The sequence below is a fragment of the Burkholderia sp. MSh2 genome (genome assembly GCF_000731655.1).
GTDB classification, from domain to species: Bacteria; Pseudomonadota; Gammaproteobacteria; order Burkholderiales; family Burkholderiaceae; genus Burkholderia; species Burkholderia paludis.
On record NZ_JPGM01000029.1, the window covers coordinates 91,794 to 112,081 of the forward strand.

Sequence of the window (20,288 nt, forward strand, 5' to 3'; positions counted from 1 at the left end):
ATGAGAATGATTATCAAATACGGGGGCGTGAATGCGGTACGAGGTACTGGAACCTGAGAGATCAAAGACGAAGGGCGCGCGAGTCGCCCGTTTCGGGCGGGCGCGCTGGCGTCCGTCGCTGTATCTCGGCCTGCTGATCGCCGCGCATCCGGCGGCGGCGTTCGCCGAGGCGGTGCCGGCGGCCGGCACGGAAGTCCGGAAGGAGGACGCGGTCGCCGTGAAGCCCGCCGCGGGCGAGCTGAAGGCGATTTCGGTGACCGCGGCGCGCGGCGCGACCGACGATCCGTCGGTGGCGACGGTCGGCAAGATGCCGCTTGCGTTGCGGGAGATTCCGCAGTCGGTCAGCGTGACGACGCGCGAACGGATCGACCAGCAGAACCTGTTCTCGCTCGACGAGGTGATGCAGCAGTCGGCGGGCGTGACCGTGCAGCCGTACGTGCTGCTCACCACCGCGTATTTCGTGCGGGGTTTCAAGGTCGATTCGTTCGAGCTCGACGGCGTGCCGGTCGTGATCGGCGACATGGCGAGCGCGCCGCAGGACATGTCGGTGTACGAGCGCGTGGAAATCCTGCGCGGCGCGAACGGCCTGCTGCACGGCTCGGGCAACCCGGCCGCGACGGTCAACCTCGTGCGCAAGCGGCCGCAGTACCAGTTCGCCGCGAACGCGAGCGTGAGCGTCGGCAGCTGGGACCGCTACCGCGCGGAGGCGGATATCGGCGGGCCGCTCAATGCAGCCGGCACGGTGCGCAGCCGGCTCGTGGCCGCGTACGAGGATCGCCATTTCTTCTACGACCATGCGAAGCAGGACACGCGTTCGATCTACGGCATCACGGAAGTCGACGTGACGCGCGACACGCTGCTCACGTTCGGCGCGCAGTACCAGACGACCTCGTCGATACCGGACATGTCCGGCGTGCCGATGGCGCGCGACGGGTCGAGCCTCGGCCTGCCGCGCTCGACGTTCCTCGACACCGCATGGGGCCGTTTCAACTGGGACACGACGCGCGCGTTCGCTTCGGTCGAGCAGAAGCTCGGCGCAGGCTGGAAGGCGAAGGTGAGCGGCGAGTACCAGGGCGTGCAGTCCGACCTGAAGTACGCGGGCTCGTTCGGCGCGATCGACCCGGCGACGGGCGCGGGCGGCGCGCTGACGGGCGGCGCGTACCGGTTCAGCAGCTATAGCCGCAGCATCGATGCGAACGTGCAGGGCCCGGTGCATGCGTTCGGGCTCACGCACGAACTGCTGTTCGGGATGACCTATGCGAACAGCAGCAGCGGGCAGATGTCCGCGCAGCCGCTCGGCAACCTGTCCGGCACGCCGGTGAACGTGTACCGCTGGAACCCGAGCAGCGTGCCCGATCCGGGCTTCGGGCCGTACCAGCAATCGCAGCAGAACGACATCGAGCAGAAAGGCGTCTACGGGCTCGGCCGCATCAAGCTCGCGGAACCCGTCACGCTCGTGCTCGGCGGCCGGATGAGCTGGTGGAACCAGGACAGCCTCGGCGCGCACTACAACACCGGTGGCCAGTTGACGCCGTATGGCGGGCTGATCTGGGATTTCGCGCGCGACTGGTCGTGGTACGCGAGCTATGCGGAAGTGTTCCAGCCGCAGACCAAGTCGATGTGGGGCGGCGGCATCCTGACGCCGGTCAAGGGGCGCACCTACGAGACGGGCGTGAAGGGCGAACTGGCGGGCGGCAAGCTCGACGTGTCGCTCGCGGCGTTCCGCATCGATCTCGACAACAACCCGCAGGTCGACATCGCGCATCCGTGCGCGGGGCCGAACTGCTATTACGTGAACGGCGGCAGCGTGCGCAGCCAGGGCTTCGAGTTCGAGGCGAACGGCCATATCACGCCGTGGTGGAGCGTGTGGGCGAGCTACACGTACGACACGATGCGCTATGCGGACAACCTCGCGAACTCGGGCTCGTTCGCGCCGCTGCTGAATCCGCGCCACCTGTTCCGGTTGTGGACCAACTACGACCTGCCGTGGCAGGAGCGGCGCTGGAGCGTCGGCGGCGGCTTGCAGGTGCAGAGCAGCTACTCGGCGCAGGCAAACGGCGTCACGCTCAACCAGGGCGGCTACGCGCTCGCGAGCGTGCGGCTCGGCTATCGCTACGACAAGCACTGGAGCGCGGCGGTCAACGTCAACAACCTGTTCGACCGCAAGTATTACCTGAGCCTCAGCCAGCCGGGCTGGAACAACCGTTACGGGGAGCCGCGCAACGTGATGCTGACCGTGCGCGGGCAGTTCTGATGGCAGGCGGCTGGGGCACGCGCACGGCGCTCGCGATCGGCGGCGTACTGCCGGGCGCGGTCGCGCTCGCGATCACGCTGGCGCGTCATTACCCGGCCGACGGCCTGAACCGGCTCTATGCGGCCGTGCTGCTGTCGCTGGTCGCGAGCGTCGCCGCGCTGCTGTGGGTGCTCGTCGCGCCCGGGCGGCGGCAGGCCGCGTGGCGCGCGCTCGCGTGGCTCGCGGTGCTCGTGCCGTGCGCGGCGTTGTGGGGAGGGCGCTGACATGGACACTGCATCGCGTTCGCGCTGGCGGGCGCTGCATCGCGGGGCCGGCGCGCTGTTCGGCGTGGTCCTGTTCGTCGTGCTGTTCAGCGGCACCTGGAGCCTCGCGACCGATTCGATGCAGGGCTGGTGGCGGCCGCCGCCGGTTGCCGTCGCGCGGCCGGCGCTGCCGCTCGACGCGCTCGTCGCGCGCGCGGCGGCGCTCGGCGTGTCGCTGCGCGACGTGCGCATCGTGCTGCCGCGGCCGGACGATCCGGCGATCCGTTTCTGCGACGCGCGCCAGACATGCACGCTGGCGCTCGATCCGGCAACCGGCGCGCCGCTGGCCGACGGCGGACGGGCGGCGGTGCTCGTCACGCTGCACAAGACGCTGTTCGCCGGCTTTCCCGGGCGCATCTTCGTGAGCCTGTGGGGCATCGTGCTGCTCGTGCTCATCGTCGCGGGCGTGATCGTGCATCGCCGGCGCTGGCCCGACGCGGCGCGCATCCGGCGCGGCAGCGGCCTGCGCGTCGCGCTGTTCGACCTGCACGCGTGGATCGGCCTGTGGGGGACGCCGTGGCTCGTGCTGTTCGCATTGACCGGCGCGTTGTCGGGGCTCGGCGCGCTCGGCACGGTGGCGCTCGCGGGCGTCGCCTATCCGGGGCAGCCGCAGCGCGCGTTCGCCGAACTGCTCGGCGGGCCGCCGCCCGCCGCGGCCGGCGGCGCGTGGCGCGGTCAGCCCGATCTCGACGCGCTGCTGCGGCGCGACGCGGCGCGCATGCCGGATTTCCGCCGCGAGGCCGTCACGCTGCATCGCTGGGGCGACGCGAACGCGCGCGTCGAGATCGCCGGCACGACCGCCGGCCTGCCGAGTACCGCCGTGTTCGAACGTCACCTGTATCGCGCGGCGGACGGGCAATGGCTCGCGGATGCCACCTCGCGTGGCCGTGGCTTCTGGCTGCGCACGTTCATCGCGGTGCAGCCGCTGCATTTCGCGCAATACGGCTGGGCCGGCGCGGGCGGCGGCGTGCTGCGCGTGCTGCACTTCCTGATGGGGCTGGCAGCGTGCGTGCTGTGCGCGACGGGGCTGCATCTGTGGATCGAGCGGCGGCGTGCACAACGCGATCGGGCGGCGGGCGTGCTGGCCGCCGTCGCGGTCGGCGCATGCGGCGGGCTCGTGCTCGCGGGCGGCGTGCTGCTGCTGGCCGGGCGCGCATTGCCCGACGGCGCGCGCGCCGATCACGCGGTCGCGATGCTGTTCTGGGCCGTGTGGGGCGGCACGCTCGTGCTGTCGGCCGGCTTGGCCGATCGCGCGGCGCTGGTGCGCACGCTGATGCGCGCGTCCGGCCTCGCCTACGCGCTCGCCGGCGCGGTGCATTGCGCGATCGCGCTGCTCGGCGCGCGCGAACCCGTGTACTGGCCGATCGACGCGGCGCTCGTCGCGTTCGGCGCCGTGCTGCTGCGTGCCGCGAGCCGTCCGCGCCGCGATGCGATGCGGCCCGCGCGCATGCCGGCCGGCGCCGAACCTTTTTAATGTCATGCAACTGGAGACTTCGATGCGCGATCTGCTCGAACATCGCCGCCTGGTCATCACGATCACGCTGCTTTACCTGTCACAAGGCATCCCCATCGGCATTGCGATGGACGCGATGCCGACGCTGCTGCGCCACGACGGCGCGCCGCTTCACGCGCTTGCGTTCCTGCCGCTCGTCGGGCTGCCGTGGGTCGTGAAATTCCTGTGGGCGCCTGTCGTCGACAACCGCTGGTCGCCGCGTATCGGCCGGCGCCGCAGCTGGATGCTGCCGATGCAGACGATCGTCGTGCTGTGCCTCGGCAGTCTCGCGCAGATCGGGATGACGGTCGCAACGGCCGGGTGGGCGGTCGGCCTGCTGGCCGTCGCCTCGCTCGCGAGCGCGACGCAGGACATCGCGAACGACGGGATGGCCGCCGAGCATTTCAGCGGCGATACGCTCGCAAAGATCAATGCGATTCAGATCGCCTGCGTGATGATCGGCTTCTTCGGCGGCGGCGCCGGCACGTTGACGCTGATCGGCCTGTTCGGCCAGCCAGCCGCGTTCCTCGCGCTGACCGCCGTGCCGCTCGCGAGCCTGGTGTGCGTGCTGTGGGTGCTGCCGCGCGACGCGGATCGTGGCCGCGCCCGGGCCGAACACCATGCGAGCCTCGTGCGCTTCGCGAAGCGGCCGCGCTCGTGGTCGCTGCTGTCGCTCGCGCTGCTGTCGGCGATGACGGCCGTCTCGGGCTTCGGCCTGTCGAAGCTGTTCCTCAACGACGCAGGCTGGACGCTCGACGCGATCGGCAAGCTCGGGATGGCCGGCGGCGTCGTGACGGTGGTGCTCGGGTGCGGCGGCGGCGCGTGGCTCGTCAGGCGGCTCGGTCTGTGGCGCGCGTTCACGGCCGGCGTGACGTTCGCGGGGGCGGGGGCGGCGCTGTGGTTTGCGCAGGCGAGCGGGTGGCTGCCGGTGTCGCCGTCGTGGGCCTGGCTGTGCACGGTGCTCGGTTCGCTCGCGACGGGGATCACGTCGGTGTCGATCATGACGGCCGGCATGCGTTTCGCGGGCGGCAGCGACCAGGCCGGCACCGACGTGACGGCCGTGCAGAGCACGCGCGATCTCGGCGAGCTGATCGCATCGTCGTCGATCCTGTCGTTGACCGCGAAGGTCGGTTATACGGGCGGGTTTCTCGCCGGTGTCGCGCTGGCGGTGTTCGCCGCGTCGATCGCGCTGCGGTTGCGGCGACGGGAGGCGGCGTATGCGGTGAAGGGCGACGACATGCTGGCGTCGTGACGGACGTGGCGCGTGCGATTCCGGCTGCCCGCGCGGCAGTCGGGCGCGCGCGAATCCGCCGTCCGGTGGCGCCGGGGCGAAGCCTGGATATCGGGGAATCGGAAACGGAGGTGCGCGATGGCGCAGGATGATCGTCGATCGTTGACGGCATGCGTGTGTCGCATGCGATGCAAGGACGCGAAGAGAGCGTCTGGTGCCGACGGCGAGACTCGAACTCGCACAGCTTTCGCCACTACCCCCTCAAGATAGCGTGTCTACCAATTTCACCACGTCGGCACTGCAAGGGGCGCAATTCTAGCGCGGCATCGCGCGTTTGTGAAGGGGGTGTGACACGGCGCGCGATGCACGCGAAGGCGATCCCGGTAGAATTCGGGCGATCGGCCCGACGATCATCGCAACCGCAACGCGCTTTCTTCCCGTGACACACACCCTCGAACAACTGCAGGCCGGACAATTGTCGGGCGCGCGGCAGCTCAAGCTTGCCGGCGGACTGACCGAATTCCCCCGCGAGATCTTCGATCTCGCCGACACGCTCGAAGTGCTCGACCTGACCGGCAACGCGCTGTCCGCGCTGCCGGACGACCTGCCGCGGCTGCACCGCCTGCGCATCCTGTTCGCGTCGGGCAACCGTTTCACCGCATTCCCCGACGTGCTCGGCGCGTGCGGCCAGCTCGACATGATCGGTTTCAAGGCGAACCGGATCCGCACGGTGCCGCGCGGTTCGCTGCCGCGCGCGCTGCGCTGGCTGATTCTCACCGACAACGCGATCGACGCGCTTCCCGCCGATATTGGCGACTGTTCGCGGCTGCAGAAGCTGATGCTCGCCGGCAACCAGCTGCGCGCGCTGCCCTCGGAAATGGCCGCATGCCGTGCGCTGGAACTGGTGCGCCTGTCGGCGAACCGGCTCGACGCATTGCCCGACTGGCTGCTGCGCCTGCCGCGCCTCGCGTGGCTTGCCGCGGCAGGCAACCCGTTCGGCGCCGCGACGGAGGCCGCGGCATCGGCCGGGCCGGAGGTCGCGGACATCGACTGGGCGTCGCTGGCATGCGGGCCGAAGCTGGGCGAGGGCGCGTCGGGCGTGATCTACCGCGCGCAATGGCAGGCGCACGGGCATGCGCCACGGGCGGTCGCGGTCAAGCTGTTCAAGGGCGCGGTGACGAGCGACGGCCTCCCCGATTGCGAAATGGCGGCGTGCCTGCACGCCGGCCGCCATCCGCACGTGATCCCGGTGATCGGCAAGGTGAGCAGGCATCCGGACGGCGCCCACGGACTCGTGATGGAGCTGGTCGATCCCGCGCTGACCAACCTCGCCGGGCCGCCGAGCTTCGCGTCCTGCACGCGCGACGTGTATGCGGCCGACGCGCGCTTCGAGCCGGCGGCGGCGGTGCGGATCGCTCACGGCATCGCGTCGGCCGCGGGCCATCTGCATGCGCGCGGCATCATGCACGGCGACCTGTACGCGCACAACATCCTGCACGATGGCAGCGGCGGCGCGCTGCTCGGGGATTTCGGCGCGGCGTCGCTCTACGATGTGAACGACCGCACGCGCGGCGCCAGGTTCGAGCGGATCGAGGTGCGGGCGTTCGGCCATCTGCTCGGTGAGTTGCTCGCGCGATGCGAACCGCCCGTCCGGGCGGATGGGGCGGCGCTCGATGCGCTGGCGGCGGCCTGCGTGAACGAGGAGGTCGACGCGCGGCCGTCGTTCGGCGAGATCGCGGCCGTGCTGGCCGCGCACAGGCACTGACGGGTTCGCGGCGGCTTATGCCTGCCGCGCGGTCAGCAGCTTGATTCCGAGCCCGACGAACAGCAGCCCGCTGGCGCGCTTGAGCGCCTGCACGGTGCGGCTCATGCCGAAGCCGCGATGGAACCGGCGCACGCCGGCCGAATAGACGCTGTGAACGACCACGACGGTGCACGCGATCGTCGCGTACATCACGACGAACTGCAGCGCGAGCGGGCGGTCGTGCGCGATGAACTGCGGCATGAACGCCGACAGGAAGATCATCGTCTTCGGGTTGCTGCCCGACACGAACAGCGCTTCGCGGAACAGCTTCCCGCGGTCGGGCACGGCGCCGGCCGTCGCGCCGGTGGACGCGGCGGGCTTGCGGCCGCCGCGCAGTTGCCGGACGCCCAGCCACATCAGGTAAGCGGCGCCGACCACCTTCATCGCGACGAACAGCGGCGGCATCGCGGCCAGCACCGCGCCGACGCCGAGCGCGACGAGCAGCACGACCACGCCTTGCGCGACGAGGTTGCCCGCGATCGTCGCGGCCGTGCCGCGCGAACCGTAGCGCACCGTGTTGCGGATCACGAGCAGCACGTTCGGCCCCGGCGACAGCGTCGTGGCGAGATAGGCTGCGGCAAACAGCATCCAGGTCTGAATGGACATGCGGGGTTCGGGGGGCGGTTCCGGCGGTCGGGATGACACGATGGTGCCACGCCAAAAAAGAGCGGCGTGGCCCGGAACCGCGCCGTCGCGGCGCGTCAGCGCGCGTCGCGCACGCAGTACGCGGGGCTCGACGGCGACGTGTCGATCGCGGCAGGCCGCGTCATCCACGCGATCCACCCGGCCCAGATCCCGCAGACGATCAGCACCGCGACATTCAACGGCGTCCGGTAGCGGACGATCAGGTCGGCCAGCGGCAGGCGGTCTTTCATGTGAGTCTCCTTCGACGAGGGGCGGGTGGCGTTACTGGCCGGCGTAGGTCGGCGCCTTGGCGTCGCAGGTCACGGACACCGTCGAGCCGTCCGCGAAATGCAGCCGGAACGGCACCTTCGCGCCGGGCGCGACGGCCTGGCGCGGTTGCTCCAGCATCACGTGATAGCTTTTCGGCTTGAACGTCACCGTGCCGTGCGCGGGCACCTCGACCGCGTCGACGTGAACCATCTTCGCGGTGCTGCCGTTCGTCTGCGTTTCATGCAGCATCGCCATGCCGTACGCGGGCGTGTCGATGCCCGTCAGCGTGACGGGCGCGTCGCCGTCGTTCTTCAGCGTGAAATAGCCGGACGACGGCACCGTCGCCGGCATCGCGCGGATCCAGCAGGCGTCGGCCTGCACGGCCGGCGCGGCGAATGTGGCGGGCGCCTGCAGCGCCAGCAGTGCGAACAGCAGGCAGGTCGGAATCGGGCGTTTCATGGTGGGTTCTCCTGATGAGGGTGCAGCGGGTATCGGTGACGATGCGGCCGGCGCGACCTGCCGCGCGCATCGCGGACACGGTTTCAGCGCGCCGCGCGCGATGCGACGGCGGTTGATCGTCCTTCGAAACGTGGCAGGTCGCGCCCGCAGACGGCGTGCGCGGGCCGCGCGATGCGTAGCGGCATCGCGCGGAACGGCGGGTCAGGACGCGAGCGGAGGCGCGCGCGGTTGCGCGGCCGTCAGCGGCAGCGCGCGGCGCAGGCTGTCGAAGCGCGCGGCTTCGCGATGCGGGAGTGCGTGCGGGTCGGCCGCGAACGTCAGTTCGGGCGCGGGCAGGGCGGGGGAATGGGCCAGCAGGCTGCAATAGCCGCACGCGTGGAGGTGCGCTTGCAGGCTCTTCGACGGCGCATCGGCAGAGTGGCCGGCGGCCGGCGCGGCCGAGCAGTAGCCGGCCAGCAGCGCATCGACGCGCTGCTGCGTCGTCAGCGCCTGCGAGATCGTCGGCGCGAGCGCCGTCAGCAGGATGGCGAGCATCCCGATCAGACTGCCGATCTTCCGGAGGCGACGACTCAGCATGCGATGCGTGGCGGCGTGTGGACGACGATGGAGCGGATTATGCCACGCACGTCGTTGCGCAAGGCGTGCAGGACGTGCGACGTGGCGGCGCGCTATGCGTGCTGCGCCAGGTATTTCGCGATCAGCGTCATCTGGGCGGCCCAGCCCCGATCGTTCATCTCGTGCGCCTGTGCGCGGCGCGCCTCGATCAACCGGTCGAAGCCCGTTTCGGTGACGGTGAGCAGCGTGCCGCCGGCCTGGGCGGCGAGCGCGAACGTGACGAGCGTCATCGGCTCGGACGTGTAATCGATATTCGGATCGATGGCGAACGGATGCCAGCGGAACGAGAACAGCTGCTTCGGCTCGACGCGATCGACGACGATTTCGAACACGGTGCCTGCGTAGGGCTCCTGCGTTTTCGCGACGTCGTCGTCGACGCGTGTCGGCGTGATGCGGCCGAACAACGGCTGGCCGGCCGCGAACGGCCCGTCGAACGTGACGCCGAACCACTGGCCGAATTCGCCGGCGTTGCTGACGGCTTCCCACACGCGGTCGGGCGATGCGGCGAGCAGGGCCTGCTTTTCGATGCGGCCGGTTTGCCGGGGCATGACCATGACGTTCTCCTCGCAGGATCGACCGTTGCCGTTCATGGCGCGCGAGTGCGCGCGCCATGAACGGCCGCTAGTCGAGCATGACCGCGTCGGGCACGTCGAGCACGAGGTCCGACGTCGCGACGGCCACGCACGGCAGCGTATAGCCGTCGGCCTTTTCCTCGCGGCTCAACCCGGGCCATTCGATCGTGTAGCGTACGCTGCCGCTGACGATTCGGCAAAGGCAGCTTCGGCACGTGCCGTTGCGGCACGAGCGCGGCAGCGACACGCGTGCGAAGGCGGCGGCTTCGAGCAGCGTCAGCGAATCGGGCGCATCGAAGGTCGCGCCGAGCGGCTCGATGCGCACGAGGGGAGGGTGTTCCGGATCGGTCATGACGGAGGCGGGCGGCGGTTCGGCGGGACAACGCGCCAAGCATACCCGAACGCGCCGGCGGCCGGCGTCGGCCGGCCGCGAGCGTCAATGCCGGCGCAGGTGCCGATAGACGGTGTTGCGCGCGAGACCCAGCTCGCGCGCGGCCGCCGACACGTTGCCGCGATGGCGCGCGAGCGCGGCGTCGATCACCGCGGCCTGGTGGCTTTGCAGCGTCGTTCCGTCGTGCGTGCCGGCCGACGCGGCGGGCGTTGCGGCGGGCAATGCGGCCGGTGCGCCGCCACGGTCGCCGTCGCAGTCGAGCCAGAAATCGTCGGGCAAATGCGCGAGCGTGATCTCGGCTTCGTCTTCGGCGAGCATGCCGGCCGTGCGCAGCACGTTGGTCATCTGTCGCAGGTTGCCGGGCCAGCGGTGGCGCGTGAACGCGTCGAGCACGTCGGCCGCGATGCGGCGCGGCATCGGTTCGCTGCGGGCGAGCCGCGCGAGGATCCGCTCGACGAGCGCGGGCAGGTCGGTGCGCGCGGCGAGCGCCGGCAGCGTGACCGCGAGCCCGTTGATCCGGTAGAACAGGTCTTCGCGGAACGTGCCTTCCGCGATCATCGCGCGCAGGTCGCGATGGGTCGCGCAGACCACGCGCACGTCGACCGGCACCGCGCGGGCGCTGCCGAGCGGCATCACCGCGCGTTCCTGCAGCACGCGCATCAGCCTGACCTGCTGGGCGAGCGGCATGTCGCCGATTTCGTCGAGAAACAGCGTGCCGCCGTCGGCCTGCACGATCTTGCCGGGGCTGCCGCGCTTGCGTGCGCCGGTGAACGCGCCGTCCTCGTAGCCGAACAGTTCCGCCTCGATCAGCGAATCGGGCAGCGCCGCGCAGTTGACCGCGACGAACGGGCCGTCCGCGCGCGGCGACGCCTGGTGCAGCGCGCGGGCGAGCCATTCCTTGCCGGTGCCGGTCTGGCCGAGGATCAGGAGCGGCAGGTCGCGCCCGCGGATCTTCGCGACGCGTTCGAGCACGGCGGCCATGCGCGCGTCGCCGGTATCGAGCGTCGCGAACGTGATCGCATCGGGGTCGGGCGCGCGCATGCGCGCCGCCGGCGCGGGCGGCGTGACGGCGACGGTCGCCTTCTGCGCTTCCGGGAATTCGCAGCGGGCGAGCACCCGCACGCCGGTCGACAGCGTGAGGCGGAACGTGGCTCCCGGCGAGCGGGCGGCCTGCTGCGCGAGCTGGCCGAAGCGCATCCCGAACAGGGCGTCGCTCGCCTGATGCCGCAGTGCGTCGAACGATGCGCCGAGCTGGAATTGCGCGCTGCGGTTCGCGGCGATCAATCCGCCGTCGGGGCCGAACGCGACGAGCCCGGCGAACAGCGAATCGACGCAATCCTCGTGCGCGTGAAAGCGCAGCCGCAGTGCTTCGCCGCACTGGTTCGCGAACAGGTGGTTCTCGATCAGTTGCGCGGACATGCGCACGAGCGCGAGCGTATGCGGGCTGGAGCCGCGCGGGTCGCCGCTGACATCGAGCGTGCCGAGCGTGCGGCCGAACGGATCGACGATCGGTGCGCACGCGCAGGTGAGGATGTGGTTGGCGCGCAGGAAATGTTCGGAGCCGTGCACGACGACGGCCTGGCCCGCCGCGAGCGCGGTGCCGATCGCGTTGGTGCCGCGCGCGCCTTCGGCCCACGACACGCCGGTGCACAGCGCGACGCGGTTGGCTTTTTCGATGAAGTCGGCGTCGCCGATGCTGTGCAGGATCACGCCGTCGGCGTCGGTCAGCAGCACGAGGCTTTGCGTATCGGCGATTTGCGCGTGGAGATCTTCCATCACCGGGCGCGCGTGCGAGAACAGCGTGTGATTCGTGTCGAGCAGCTCGCGCAGCGCGATGTGCGACAGCGGAGCGAAATCCGGGCGTTCGTGCGCGCGCAGGCCGACCGCGGTCGAACGGGCATGCGCCTGCGCGAGCAGGTCGGTGCGACCCGCGGTGGCGGGCAGCACGAAGGGTTGCGGCATGACTTGTCTCCTGTCGGCCCCAGTTAGCGCTTCAGCGCTTACTGGGGCCCCATGCTTCGCGGTCGGCCCCGGTCAGTGCATTAGCGCTTGCTGGGCCCCACGCTTCACGGTCGGCCCCGGCTGGCACCCTGGCGCTTGCCGGAATCCCATGCGTCTCGATCGGCACAGTTCGTGCCCCGGTGTGTTCGACGCCGCTTTGCCGAAACCGTCTGCGGATTCGATGCGCCGCTTGCGACGTGGCGTCGACGTGCGAAATTCCACCCTCCGGGTACGCATCATCATACAAGCGCCGCGCCCGGCGCGCGACCGCGTACAAAATCCCCTTGCTTTTAAATACCCGCCTGCAATGATGGAAATGGAGCACGCACGCGCCGTGTTCCGCATTGCAACATGCATGCGACGCGACATGCATCCGTTCGGGAGACGCATCATGGTTCGGACGGAACTGAGAGTCGTGCTGGCGGCCATCGCCACCTTCATCATGCTGGGCGGCATCGCCGTGGCGATCCACGGGCTGCTGTTCGATCTGACCGACGCGGTGCGATACGGGGCGGCCGCGATCGCGGTAGGCGCCACGACGGCTGCGATCGCGCTCAACGTCTGGCCGACCGATCCGCACTGACGCCGCTTTCCGAATCGGTGCCGGATGCCGCGCTGATCTGACGAAATGCGCGTCGGAACGCCGCACGCCGGAAATTTTGTCTCCTGCGCGAAACCGTCTAAAGTGGAAATCAACCGGCATGCACGTCCCGCGCCATCACCCCGCGGGCCGGGCCTCCGCCGGCGAGCCCGCGTACGTTTCGTCCGGCCGGCAGCGGACGACGGACGCGGTCATTCGTTTTCCACCGGTCGAGGCGGCTCCCATGCAGATCCATTTCACGAACGAGAAGCCCGAGTATTCGGGGCGCGACCTGATGCTCGGATTCACGGCATTGGTCAATGGCGAGCGCGTTCAATGTCAGATCACCGCCGAGGCGCTGGAAGACCACTTCGGTGCGGCGTCGCCGCGCTTCGAGGACATGGTCGGCGCATTCGACCAGCACCGCGAGCGCATCGAGGCGGCCGCACGGCGCTTGCTGTCCGAGACGCGCGCGCAATGCGTGACGCTGCGCAGCGGCTACGTCCGCTTCTACGAGGCGAACTGGCGCTGACGACGGCACGACGTCCGTCTTCCGGCGCGCCGCCGGGCGCCGCGCCTGCGAAGACCCTGGCTTGCACGCGATGCCGTTCGGCGGGGCCGGGCGGCATTTTCACATGCGCGCCGTGCGGGCGCGCGGCATGACCGACGCCGCCGGCTCGCGAGGAGCGCACGCAACGGACATCGTCCGGAAACGACGACGCCACCCGAAGGTGGCGTCGTTTCATCGTGGGTTGCGCGACGCGCAGCCGTCACTCGCTGCCGAGATAGAAGAAGCGGAACAGGAACACGGCCGCGATGATCCACACGATCGGCTTGACCGTGCGAGCCTGGCCCGTCAGCAGCTTGAGGCCGCCGTACGAGATGAAGCCGAACGCGACGCCGTTCGCGATCGAGTACGTGAACGGCATCAGCAGCGCGGTGAGCGCGGCCGGCACGGCTTCGGTCGCATCGTCCCAGGGCACGTCGACCATCTCGCGCAGCATCAGGCACGACACGTACAGCAGTGCCGGCGCGGTTGCGTAGGCCGGCACGACGCCGGCGAGCGGCGCGATGAACAGGCACGCGAGGAACAGCACCGCGACGGTGACGGCCGTCATGCCGGTGCGGCCGCCGGCCTGCACGCCGGATGCGCTTTCGATGTACGCGGTGGTCGACGACGTGCCGAGCACCGAGCCCGCGACGATCGCCGTGCTGTCGGCGAGCAGCGCCTTGTTCAGGCGGTTCATCTTGCCTTCGACGAGCAGGCCCGCGCGGTTCGCGACGCCCATCAGCGTGCCGGTCGCATCGAACAGCTCGACCAGGAAGAACACGAGGATCACGTTGATGATGCCGGTCGACAGCGCGGCGCCGATGTCGAGCTTGAACAGCGTCGCGTCGATCGACGGCGGCGCGGAGAACACGCCGTGGAACTGGTTGTCGCCGAAGAAGAACGACAGGACGGTGACGCCGATGATGCCGATCAGGATCGCGCCGCGCACGCGCAGGTGGTCGAGCGTGACGATCGTGAAGAAGCCGACGATCGCGAGGATCGTATCGTGCTTGTGCAGGTTGCCGAGCGTGACGAGCGTGGCCGGGTTGCCGACGATCACGCCCGACGTCTTCAGCGAGATGATGCCGAGGAACAGGCCGATCCCCGCGGTGATGGAGATCCGCAGCGATTTCGGAATGCCGTTGACGATCGCCTCGCGCACGCGGAACAGCGTGACGAGCAGGAACAGGCAGCCGGAGATGAACACCGCGCCCAGCGCGGCCTGCCACGTGAAGCCCATGCCCTTGACGACCGTGTACGCGAAATACGCGTTCAGGCCCATGCCGGGCGCGCAGGCGATCGGGTAGTTCGCGTACAGCCCCATGATGATCGACGCCAGCGCCGCGACGAGGCAGGTCGCGACGAACACGGATTCCTTCGGCATGCCGGCGTCGCCGAGGATCGCGGGGTTGACGAAGATGATGTAGGCCATCGTCAGGAACGTGGTGACGCCCGCGAGTATTTCGGTGCGGAAGTCGGTGCCGGCTTCAGCGAAGCCGAAATACCGCTTGATGGATTCCATGAAGGCGTTTCTCCGGTCGGGTTGTCGTGTTGCTTGTTGTGCCGAATTGTTGTAAAGGCAGTGCGCGGCCGGCCTACTGTAACCAGCCACTATTGCCCGGCTATCGGCGGATTGTAATAGCGCGGATAGCTCGGACGATATAGTTGAAGGGTACGATCGCGCAGCCCGGCTGCCTGCGCGCGAACGGTCTGGCAGCCCGGCCGCGCGGCGAAGGCGCGCATTTTACCGGTTCGGGCGAAGCGGGCCGGAGGAAATGGCGGAATCGATGAAAAGGCGCGGCACGCGAACGCAACGTGCCGATGCGTGCGCAACGGCACGCCGGCCGCGGTGCGCGTGACGGATGCGCGATGACATCCGGGTGAAACGGAGCGACCTCAAGCTGAACGGGCACGGTGCGCGCCGTGCGCGTGCGGCGCACCTGTGCATGGCCGCGGCGGGCGCGGCCATTCGTCAGTCCAGACGGTTGCAGGCATCGGGCTATCCTGCTCCGAAGCCGTTCCGTCCGCAACTGTCATGTTGCGATACGGGAGCGACTGTGGTTTCTGTGTAAAAGATTGCAAGACCCCATCGCATAAACCGGCAAGTCTTTCTAGGATAGATACACCGCACATGCACACGCCGGCCGGTCATTGCCGACGCGGGGGAGTCGCAGTCCGTGCAGGCAGGCGGTGAAGTGCGGTCAAGGCCGTTGCGCGTTCGGGCAGGCACGGCCGATTGCGATTGCCCGATGCGGGTTCGTCCGTAATCACGGAGGTCAGCATGTTGAACTGGATCAGCCGTTGGGCGATGCGACACGCCCCCACGCCGGAAAAAACCGCTGCATCGATGCTCGTGACGGCGCGCATGGAACTGTTCGCAGCCGAACAGCGCGTCATCGATGCGAAATTACAGGCGGATTACTGGCGCACACGTGTGTCATTCCTCGAAGAGGTGCAGAAACAGGGCATCGATCCGTGGGTGACCTCGCAGGCCGCGCAGCGCCCCGACCTCGAATCCACTCCCCGAAGCACGGGCCCGCGTCTCGCCGCCAGCACCTGATGCACCTGCTGCATCCGGTCGCTGCGCACGGCGCGCGATCGCTCGCGGCACGCAGGCGCGTGCCGCGTCATTCGATGCGCACCTGCGGCGCGTAACGCCGCGGGTGCGTCCGTTTCCTGTCGCGGCCGTTCCGCGCGAGACGTGCCTGACGGCGCGTCGTTCATCCGCTGTTTCTCCCTGCGCCGAAAAGCAAACGTTGCACTTGCGCGAGCGTGCGTCTGAACCGCTCGCCGCGCGTCACCCACGCCGTCGTGATCGACGCTTCGGCGGCGACGTCGCCCTCCGTGCCGAGCCAGATGCGTTCGCCGCGCGCGATGCGCAGCACGTCGCCTGGCCGCACCCGGTAATCGTCGACGGCGGGCGGGCGCGTGATCCACAGCGCCGCGCCGTGCGCGCGGATCTCCGCGTCGCGCGGGGCGCGCCACGTCATCGTCGTGCGCGGCGCGACCGCGAAACGGATCACGACGGTCGGTAATGCGATCGCGCCGGCGCGGCGCCGGTCGGGACGGTCAAACAGCGGGCTTGCGTGGTCCATCGTCTTCTCCATTCAGTGAGCCGGATGGACGACGGGCACGACAACAAAAAGGCCTCGTCCGTTTCCGGCGAGGCCTCGTGTGACATGCGGTACTGCTCGATCGCTAACGCACAAGCGCCTCCCGTGAACCATTCTTTCGAATGTTCATCGAGCAATGAATCGCGATCGCGACGGGCTTGAACGTAGGCATGCGAACGAGTTTCTCCGGATGGTGCGGCGTTGTCAACGACAATTTTAGAGATAAGCTGAGGGCGTCGTCGCGCTTCACGTGCTTCACGTGGCGGCCGCACACCCGGGCGGCGATGCGTTCGTCATTCGCGACTTCGCCATCGGTCGCGCAGCAGGCCGTGCATCCGGGCGAGGGCGCGCGCCGGCCACCCGCCGCGTTTCATCGGGTACGCGGTCGTGATCGATGCCGCGGCCGGGCGGTCGTCGTCGGTGCCTATCCAGATGCGGTCGCCACGTCGCACGCGCAGCATGTCGCCGGGGCGCAACCGGAAATCGTCGACGCAGCTCAGCCGTGTGATCCACAGCGTCGCACCGTGCACGCGGATCTCCGCGTCGTGCCGCGCGCGCCATGTCAGCGTCGTGCGCGGCGCGACCGTGAAATGCATCTCGATCTTGGGCAACGCGATCGCGTCGGTGCGGCACCGGTCGCGGCACACCATCAGCCGGCTTGCATGGTTCATCGTCATCTCCGTTCGTTGAGCCGGGCGGGACGACGCGCTCCATGAAAAAAAGGCCTCGTCCGTTTCCGGCGAGGCCTTGTGACATGCGTAACTGAATCTCGATGCTAACGCACAAGCGCCCCCCGTGATCGCCGCGTATGGGCGTTCACCGGTTTTGTAGTCGCGATGGCGTTGGGCTTGAGCATGGGCATGCGGAGCAGTGTGTCTTGGCAGCGCCGCAATGTCAACGGCGTTTATGAGATAAGACGGGTTATGCGTCGCGTTGCGCGAGCCCGTTCACGAGCAGTTCGGACAGCAGGCCCGTCATCCCTTCCGGGTGCGTGGCCGCGCGCGCCTTGAGCTGTTCGACGAGCTCGGCGTTGAGCTTGCACGCGAACGGCACGAGGCCCTGTTCCTGGTCGAGCTTGCGTTGTGCGCGACGGTCGAGCTTGGCCGCATCGTCGGCGCTTTTGCCGAAACGCGCGGAGCCCGACTGCTTCATCGCGTGCGTCAGCTTGAGCGCCTTGTTCTTTTCGAGATCGGTTTTCTTCATGGCCATCGCGGCACCTCCGGGAAATGAAGCCGCGATTGTACGCATTTCGGCGGACGACGCCCGCCGGGCCGGCAGAAAATCCGGTCAGGCGCCCTTCGTCGTGCCCCAGTTGCCGCCGTGCGCGGCCGCCTGCGCCGCCGGCGAGCGGGCGAGGTAGGCGAGCGCCTGCTCGGTCGAGCCTTCGTGGTGCGGCGTATAGCCCGGTTTGAAATAGCGCAGCGCCGCGCCGATCACCTTCCAGAACGACGGCAGGTGCCCGCGCCGCGAACCTTGCCACCACGCGAGCACGAAGCCCGGATAGCGGCCGGCGCCGGGGTCGCGCCGGTACATGAACTTCGCGCCCGTCGTGATGTAGTAGAGCAGCAGCACGATCACGAACGTCATGTGCAGGCAGCGCTCCGGATAGGTGCCGCCCATGTGCCGGTAGATGTCGAACGCGACGGTGCGGTGCTCGACTTCCTCGGCGCCGTGCCAGCGCAGCAGGTCGACCATCGTCGGGTCGGCGTTGCCTGCGTCGAGCCCGTGCGCGTTGAGCACCCAGTTGCCGAGATAGCCGAAGAAATGTTCGAGCGACGCGATCACGGCCAGCTGCTGCCGCAGCCAGAAACGCGTATGGCCGATCTTCAGCCCGAGCGGCTGTTCGCCGAGCACGCGCGTGAACAGCCGGTTCAGCTTTTGCGTGAACGGCTTCGTGTCGATTCCGTGCCGGTCGTAGTAGTGCTTGAGCACGCCGCCGTGCGAACGCGAATGCACGGCTTCCTGCCGCAGGAAGCCTTCGGCCTCGTCGCGCAGGCGCGCGTCGGTGATCAGCGGCAGCGCCTTGTTGTACACGCGGCAGAACCACAGCTCGCCTTCCGGGAACAGCAGGTTCAGCGTGTTGATGATGTGGGTGCTGCCCGGGTCGTTCGGCACCCAGGTGACCGGCGTGTCGCTGAAGTCGAACTTCACGTGCCGGGCCTTGATCTTGTGATAGTCGGCGGTATCGGTCATTCGTGTCTCCCTGTGCGGCGGCGTGCGCCGTCAATGCGATGCCATGCTGACGCGGGCGATCATCCGGCCCAGCCACGGCATGAAGCGGCCGACGAAGCGCAGCGCGTGCGCCTCGCCGCCGACCGCGACGACGGGGCGGTTGCGCAGCACGCCGTCGACCATCGCCTGCGCCACGGTTTCGGGTTTCAGTCCGCGCATCTGGTACAGCTTCGTCGCGCGCTTGCGCAGCCGCGCCTCGTCGCGTGCGTCGGCGCCCGCGTACTGCGTCGACGCCATGATTCCGGTTTCCGCGAAGCCGGGGCATACGGCCGTCACGCCGATGCCTTTCTCCGCGAGTTCCGCGCGCATGCATTCGCTGAGCATCAGCACGGCGGCCTTCGTCGTCGCATAGGCGGGCAGGTCGCGCGACGGCCCGAACGCGGCGGCCGACGCGGTGTTGACGATGTGGCCGCCAGTGCCGCGCGCGGCCATCTGCCGCGCAAACAGCCGCGAGCCGTGAATCACGCCCCACAGGTTCACGTGCAGGATGCGTTCCCAGTGCCGCGTGCTCGTGTCGAGGATGCCGCCGGCCATGCCGATGCCCGCGTTGTTGATCACGACGTCCGCGCCGCCGAGTTCGCTGCCGACCCACGCCGCAAGCGCTTCCATCTCGTCGGCGGACCCGACGTCGACGCGTTTCGCGATCGCTTGCGCACCGGTCAGCCCGATCAGCAGCGCGGTGCGTTCGGCGCTCGCGGCATCGATGTCGCACGCGACGACCGTCGCGCCTTCGCGGGCGAACGCGAGCGCCGCGCAGCGGCCGATGCCGCTGCCCGCGCCGGTCACCACCGCGACCTTGCCGCTGAACGGGCCGCTCGTCGGGCGGCGGCGCGCGTTCGCGAGCGCGGGCGGTTCGTTGCCCGATTCGACCGCGTCGATCAGTTCTCCGGCGAGGCCCGCGAAGCGGGCCGGGTCGGAGAGCGGCAGCCAGTGGCCGGCCGCGACTTCGCGGCGGTAGTACTGCGGCACCCAGCGCGACAGGTTCTCGGACAACGCGGGGCTCACGTACTTGTCGCCGAGCGGCACGATCGTCTGCACCGGCGCATGCGCGTGGCGCTCGCGCGGCGCGAACAGGCAGCGGATGAAGTTCGCGCGATAGAGGCGCACGCCGCGCGCACCGTCGTCGGCCTGCGTCGGGCGCGGCGCGGCGGGCGTCTTCTCGAGCCGGCGCAGCAGGCGCGGCCACGCGCGGCCGAGCCACAGCCGCCAGCCGAGCTCGGGGATGAACGGCAGGTGAAACAGGTACACGTACCACGACCGCACGAGCTGGCCGCCGAGCCTCGCGAGCGACGCGGGCGTCGGGCGCAGCAGGCGTTCGCGCAGCCAGAAGCCGACATGGTCGAGGCACGGCCCCGAGCACGACGTGTACGACGCGATGCGGCCGGCGAGGCGCGGATCGGTGACGAATTCCCAGCCCTGGATCGAGCCCCAGTCGTGCGCGACCAGATGGACGGCCCGGCCGGGGCAGAGCGCGTCGATCACCGCGACGAAATCGTCGGTCAGCTTCGCGAGGTGGTAGTCGGCCGTGCGCTTCGGGGCGCCGGACAGGCCCGCGCCGCGCACGTCGTACGCGATCACGTAGTGCTTGCGCGCGAGCAGCGGCGCGACGTGCTGCCAGACGCTGCTGTCGTCGGGGTAGCCGTGCACCAGCACGACCGGCGGGCGGGCCGGGTCGCCCCAGGTCCTGACCGCGAGCGTCAGGTCGCCGGAGGCGACCGCCGTCTCGCTGTGTACCGATTCGAACAGGGCCAGCGGCGCTTCGTCGGAGAGAGGCTGCATCGTGAGTCCGTCGTTCAGG

General features: G+C 69.4%; 21 protein-coding genes and 1 tRNA gene. 8 read left to right on the forward strand and 14 right to left on the reverse strand.

Annotated elements, in window-relative coordinates:
• Positions 1–31 precede the first annotated feature (31 nt).
• Genes GQ57_RS19165 through GQ57_RS19180 form a run of 4 tightly spaced genes read left to right on the forward strand, consistent with a single transcriptional unit; the run spans position 32 to position 5,300 of the window.
• Complete coding sequence (locus GQ57_RS19165) at positions 32–2,254, forward strand: TonB-dependent siderophore receptor (protein WP_034198731.1); 2,223 nt, start codon at positions 32–34, stop codon at positions 2,252–2,254.
• Positions 2,254–2,517, forward strand: coding sequence for a hypothetical protein (locus GQ57_RS19170; protein WP_034198732.1), 264 nt, complete (start codon positions 2,254–2,256; stop codon positions 2,515–2,517). Before GQ57_RS19165 ends, GQ57_RS19170 begins: the two co-directional genes overlap by 1 nt.
• A gap of 1 nt (position 2,518) precedes the next feature.
• On the forward strand, positions 2,519–4,030 hold the full coding sequence (locus tag GQ57_RS19175; RefSeq protein WP_034198733.1) for a PepSY-associated TM helix domain-containing protein: 1,512 nt from the start codon (positions 2,519–2,521) through the stop codon (positions 4,028–4,030).
• A 22-nt stretch (positions 4,031–4,052) separates the two neighbouring features.
• Positions 4,053–5,300 (forward strand): RhtX/FptX family siderophore transporter, encoded by a 1,248-nt coding sequence (locus tag GQ57_RS19180; RefSeq protein ID WP_034198782.1) that lies wholly within the window; start codon positions 4,053–4,055, stop codon positions 5,298–5,300.
• A 191-nt stretch (positions 5,301–5,491) separates the two neighbouring features.
• Here GQ57_RS19180 and GQ57_RS19185 read toward each other — a convergent pair.
• Positions 5,492–5,576, reverse strand: a tRNA-Leu gene (locus tag GQ57_RS19185).
• A gap of 142 nt (positions 5,577–5,718) precedes the next feature.
• Here GQ57_RS19185 and GQ57_RS19190 point away from each other — a divergent pair.
• A complete protein-coding gene (locus tag GQ57_RS19190; protein WP_034198734.1) occupies positions 5,719–7,044 on the forward strand; it encodes a leucine-rich repeat-containing protein kinase family protein in 1,326 nt (441 codons plus the stop codon).
• A 15-nt stretch (positions 7,045–7,059) separates the two neighbouring features.
• Here GQ57_RS19190 and GQ57_RS19195 read toward each other — a convergent pair whose 3' ends face one another.
• From GQ57_RS19195 to GQ57_RS19220, 7 genes are all read right to left on the reverse strand, one after another.
• Entirely contained in the window at positions 7,060–7,689 is a 630-nt protein-coding gene (locus tag GQ57_RS19195; protein ID WP_034198735.1) for a LysE family translocator, read from the reverse strand.
• Positions 7,690–7,784: 95 nt separating this feature from the next.
• Positions 7,785–7,958 (reverse strand): hypothetical protein, encoded by a 174-nt coding sequence (locus GQ57_RS43405; protein WP_162836101.1) that lies wholly within the window; start codon positions 7,956–7,958, stop codon positions 7,785–7,787.
• 31 nt (positions 7,959–7,989) lie between these two features.
• Entirely contained in the window at positions 7,990–8,436 is a 447-nt protein-coding gene (locus tag GQ57_RS19200) for a copper chaperone PCu(A)C (protein WP_031398742.1), read from the reverse strand.
• A 201-nt stretch (positions 8,437–8,637) separates the two neighbouring features.
• Positions 8,638–9,012, reverse strand: a complete 375-nt coding sequence (locus tag GQ57_RS19205) for a DUF2946 domain-containing protein (RefSeq protein WP_031398743.1) — start codon at positions 9,010–9,012, stop codon at positions 8,638–8,640.
• Positions 9,013–9,104: 92 nt separating this feature from the next.
• Positions 9,105–9,599, reverse strand: a complete 495-nt coding sequence (locus GQ57_RS19210) for an SRPBCC family protein (protein ID WP_034198783.1) — start codon at positions 9,597–9,599, stop codon at positions 9,105–9,107.
• Between the two features lie 73 nt (positions 9,600–9,672).
• Positions 9,673–9,975, reverse strand: coding sequence for a 2Fe-2S iron-sulfur cluster-binding protein (locus GQ57_RS19215; RefSeq protein ID WP_031398745.1), 303 nt, complete (start codon positions 9,973–9,975; stop codon positions 9,673–9,675).
• A gap of 84 nt (positions 9,976–10,059) precedes the next feature.
• The gene (locus tag GQ57_RS19220; RefSeq protein ID WP_034198736.1) at positions 10,060–11,976 is read right to left on the reverse strand and encodes a sigma-54-dependent Fis family transcriptional regulator; all 1,917 of its coding nucleotides are present in this window, start codon (positions 11,974–11,976) and stop codon (positions 10,060–10,062) included.
• Positions 11,977–12,322: 346 nt separating this feature from the next.
• Between GQ57_RS19220 and GQ57_RS44270 the strand changes: the two genes are divergently transcribed.
• Complete coding sequence (locus GQ57_RS44270) at positions 12,323–12,598, forward strand: DUF2964 family protein (RefSeq protein ID WP_240674446.1); 276 nt, start codon at positions 12,323–12,325, stop codon at positions 12,596–12,598.
• A gap of 241 nt (positions 12,599–12,839) precedes the next feature.
• Positions 12,840–13,127 carry a DUF1488 domain-containing protein gene (locus GQ57_RS19230; protein WP_006486743.1) on the forward strand — a complete coding sequence of 96 codons (288 nt, stop codon included), beginning with the start codon at positions 12,840–12,842 and terminating at the stop codon, positions 13,125–13,127.
• Positions 13,128–13,365: 238 nt separating this feature from the next.
• Here GQ57_RS19230 and GQ57_RS19235 read toward each other — a convergent pair whose 3' ends face one another.
• On the reverse strand, positions 13,366–14,667 hold the full coding sequence (locus tag GQ57_RS19235; RefSeq protein ID WP_031398748.1) for an NCS2 family permease: 1,302 nt from the start codon (positions 14,665–14,667) through the stop codon (positions 13,366–13,368).
• 759 nt (positions 14,668–15,426) lie between these two features.
• Between GQ57_RS19235 and GQ57_RS19240 the strand changes: the two genes are divergently transcribed.
• Entirely contained in the window at positions 15,427–15,705 is a 279-nt protein-coding gene (locus GQ57_RS19240; protein WP_011354312.1) for a hypothetical protein, read from the forward strand.
• A 160-nt stretch (positions 15,706–15,865) separates the two neighbouring features.
• On the opposite strand, the gene GQ57_RS19245 is transcribed toward GQ57_RS19240, so the two are convergent.
• The 5 genes from GQ57_RS19245 to GQ57_RS19265 all read right to left on the reverse strand — a co-directional run bounded on the left by GQ57_RS19245 (position 15,866) and on the right by GQ57_RS19265 (position 20,269).
• Positions 15,866–16,240, reverse strand: coding sequence for a DUF2917 domain-containing protein (locus GQ57_RS19245; protein ID WP_031398749.1), 375 nt, complete (start codon positions 16,238–16,240; stop codon positions 15,866–15,868).
• Positions 16,241–16,551: 311 nt separating this feature from the next.
• Positions 16,552–16,929: a DUF2917 domain-containing protein gene (locus GQ57_RS19250; RefSeq protein WP_034198784.1), complete on the reverse strand. Its 378-nt coding sequence runs from the start codon at positions 16,927–16,929 to the stop codon at positions 16,552–16,554.
• A 250-nt stretch (positions 16,930–17,179) separates the two neighbouring features.
• Positions 17,180–17,467 (reverse strand): hypothetical protein, encoded by a 288-nt coding sequence (locus tag GQ57_RS19255; RefSeq protein ID WP_031398751.1) that lies wholly within the window; start codon positions 17,465–17,467, stop codon positions 17,180–17,182.
• Between the two features lie 78 nt (positions 17,468–17,545).
• Complete coding sequence (locus GQ57_RS19260; protein ID WP_031398752.1) at positions 17,546–18,451, reverse strand: metal-dependent hydrolase; 906 nt, start codon at positions 18,449–18,451, stop codon at positions 17,546–17,548.
• A 30-nt stretch (positions 18,452–18,481) separates the two neighbouring features.
• Positions 18,482–20,269 carry an SDR family oxidoreductase gene (locus GQ57_RS19265; protein ID WP_034198737.1) on the reverse strand — a complete coding sequence of 596 codons (1,788 nt, stop codon included), beginning with the start codon at positions 20,267–20,269 and terminating at the stop codon, positions 18,482–18,484.
• Positions 20,270–20,288: the final 19 nt, after the last annotated feature.

What these genes read in the sequence shown, in the direction of transcription:
- GQ57_RS19235 (WP_031398748.1), bottom strand. Translation starts at nt 14,667, where the DNA reads ATGGAATCCATCAAGCGGTATTTCGGCTTCGCTGAAGCCGGCACCGAC.
- GQ57_RS19240 (WP_011354312.1), top strand. Translation starts at nt 15,427, where the DNA reads ATGTTGAACTGGATCAGCCGTTGGGCGATGCGACACGCCCCCACGCCG.
- GQ57_RS19205 (WP_031398743.1), bottom strand. Translation starts at nt 9,012, where the DNA reads ATGCTGAGTCGTCGCCTCCGGAAGATCGGCAGTCTGATCGGGATGCTC.
- GQ57_RS19210 (WP_034198783.1), bottom strand. Translation starts at nt 9,599, where the DNA reads ATGCCCCGGCAAACCGGCCGCATCGAAAAGCAGGCCCTGCTCGCCGCA.
- GQ57_RS43405 (WP_162836101.1), bottom strand. Translation starts at nt 7,958, where the DNA reads ATGAAAGACCGCCTGCCGCTGGCCGACCTGATCGTCCGCTACCGGACG.
- GQ57_RS19165 (WP_034198731.1), top strand. Translation starts at nt 32, where the DNA reads ATGCGGTACGAGGTACTGGAACCTGAGAGATCAAAGACGAAGGGCGCG.
- GQ57_RS19170 (WP_034198732.1), top strand. Translation starts at nt 2,254, where the DNA reads ATGGCAGGCGGCTGGGGCACGCGCACGGCGCTCGCGATCGGCGGCGTA.
- GQ57_RS19175 (WP_034198733.1), top strand. Translation starts at nt 2,519, where the DNA reads ATGGACACTGCATCGCGTTCGCGCTGGCGGGCGCTGCATCGCGGGGCC.
- GQ57_RS19230 (WP_006486743.1), top strand. Translation starts at nt 12,840, where the DNA reads ATGCAGATCCATTTCACGAACGAGAAGCCCGAGTATTCGGGGCGCGAC.
- GQ57_RS44270 (WP_240674446.1), top strand. Translation starts at nt 12,323, where the DNA reads ATGATGGAAATGGAGCACGCACGCGCCGTGTTCCGCATTGCAACATGC.
- GQ57_RS19215 (WP_031398745.1), bottom strand. Translation starts at nt 9,975, where the DNA reads ATGACCGATCCGGAACACCCTCCCCTCGTGCGCATCGAGCCGCTCGGC.
- GQ57_RS19195 (WP_034198735.1), bottom strand. Translation starts at nt 7,689, where the DNA reads ATGTCCATTCAGACCTGGATGCTGTTTGCCGCAGCCTATCTCGCCACG.
- GQ57_RS19260 (WP_031398752.1), bottom strand. Translation starts at nt 18,451, where the DNA reads ATGACCGATACCGCCGACTATCACAAGATCAAGGCCCGGCACGTGAAG.
- GQ57_RS19250 (WP_034198784.1), bottom strand. Translation starts at nt 16,929, where the DNA reads ATGAACCATGCAAGCCGGCTGATGGTGTGCCGCGACCGGTGCCGCACC.
- GQ57_RS19220 (WP_034198736.1), bottom strand. Translation starts at nt 11,976, where the DNA reads ATGCCGCAACCCTTCGTGCTGCCCGCCACCGCGGGTCGCACCGACCTG.
- GQ57_RS19245 (WP_031398749.1), bottom strand. Translation starts at nt 16,240, where the DNA reads ATGGACCACGCAAGCCCGCTGTTTGACCGTCCCGACCGGCGCCGCGCC.
- GQ57_RS19200 (WP_031398742.1), bottom strand. Translation starts at nt 8,436, where the DNA reads ATGAAACGCCCGATTCCGACCTGCCTGCTGTTCGCACTGCTGGCGCTG.
- GQ57_RS19255 (WP_031398751.1), bottom strand. Translation starts at nt 17,467, where the DNA reads ATGGCCATGAAGAAAACCGATCTCGAAAAGAACAAGGCGCTCAAGCTG.
- GQ57_RS19180 (WP_034198782.1), top strand. Translation starts at nt 4,053, where the DNA reads ATGCGCGATCTGCTCGAACATCGCCGCCTGGTCATCACGATCACGCTG.
- GQ57_RS19265 (WP_034198737.1), bottom strand. Translation starts at nt 20,269, where the DNA reads ATGCAGCCTCTCTCCGACGAAGCGCCGCTGGCCCTGTTCGAATCGGTA.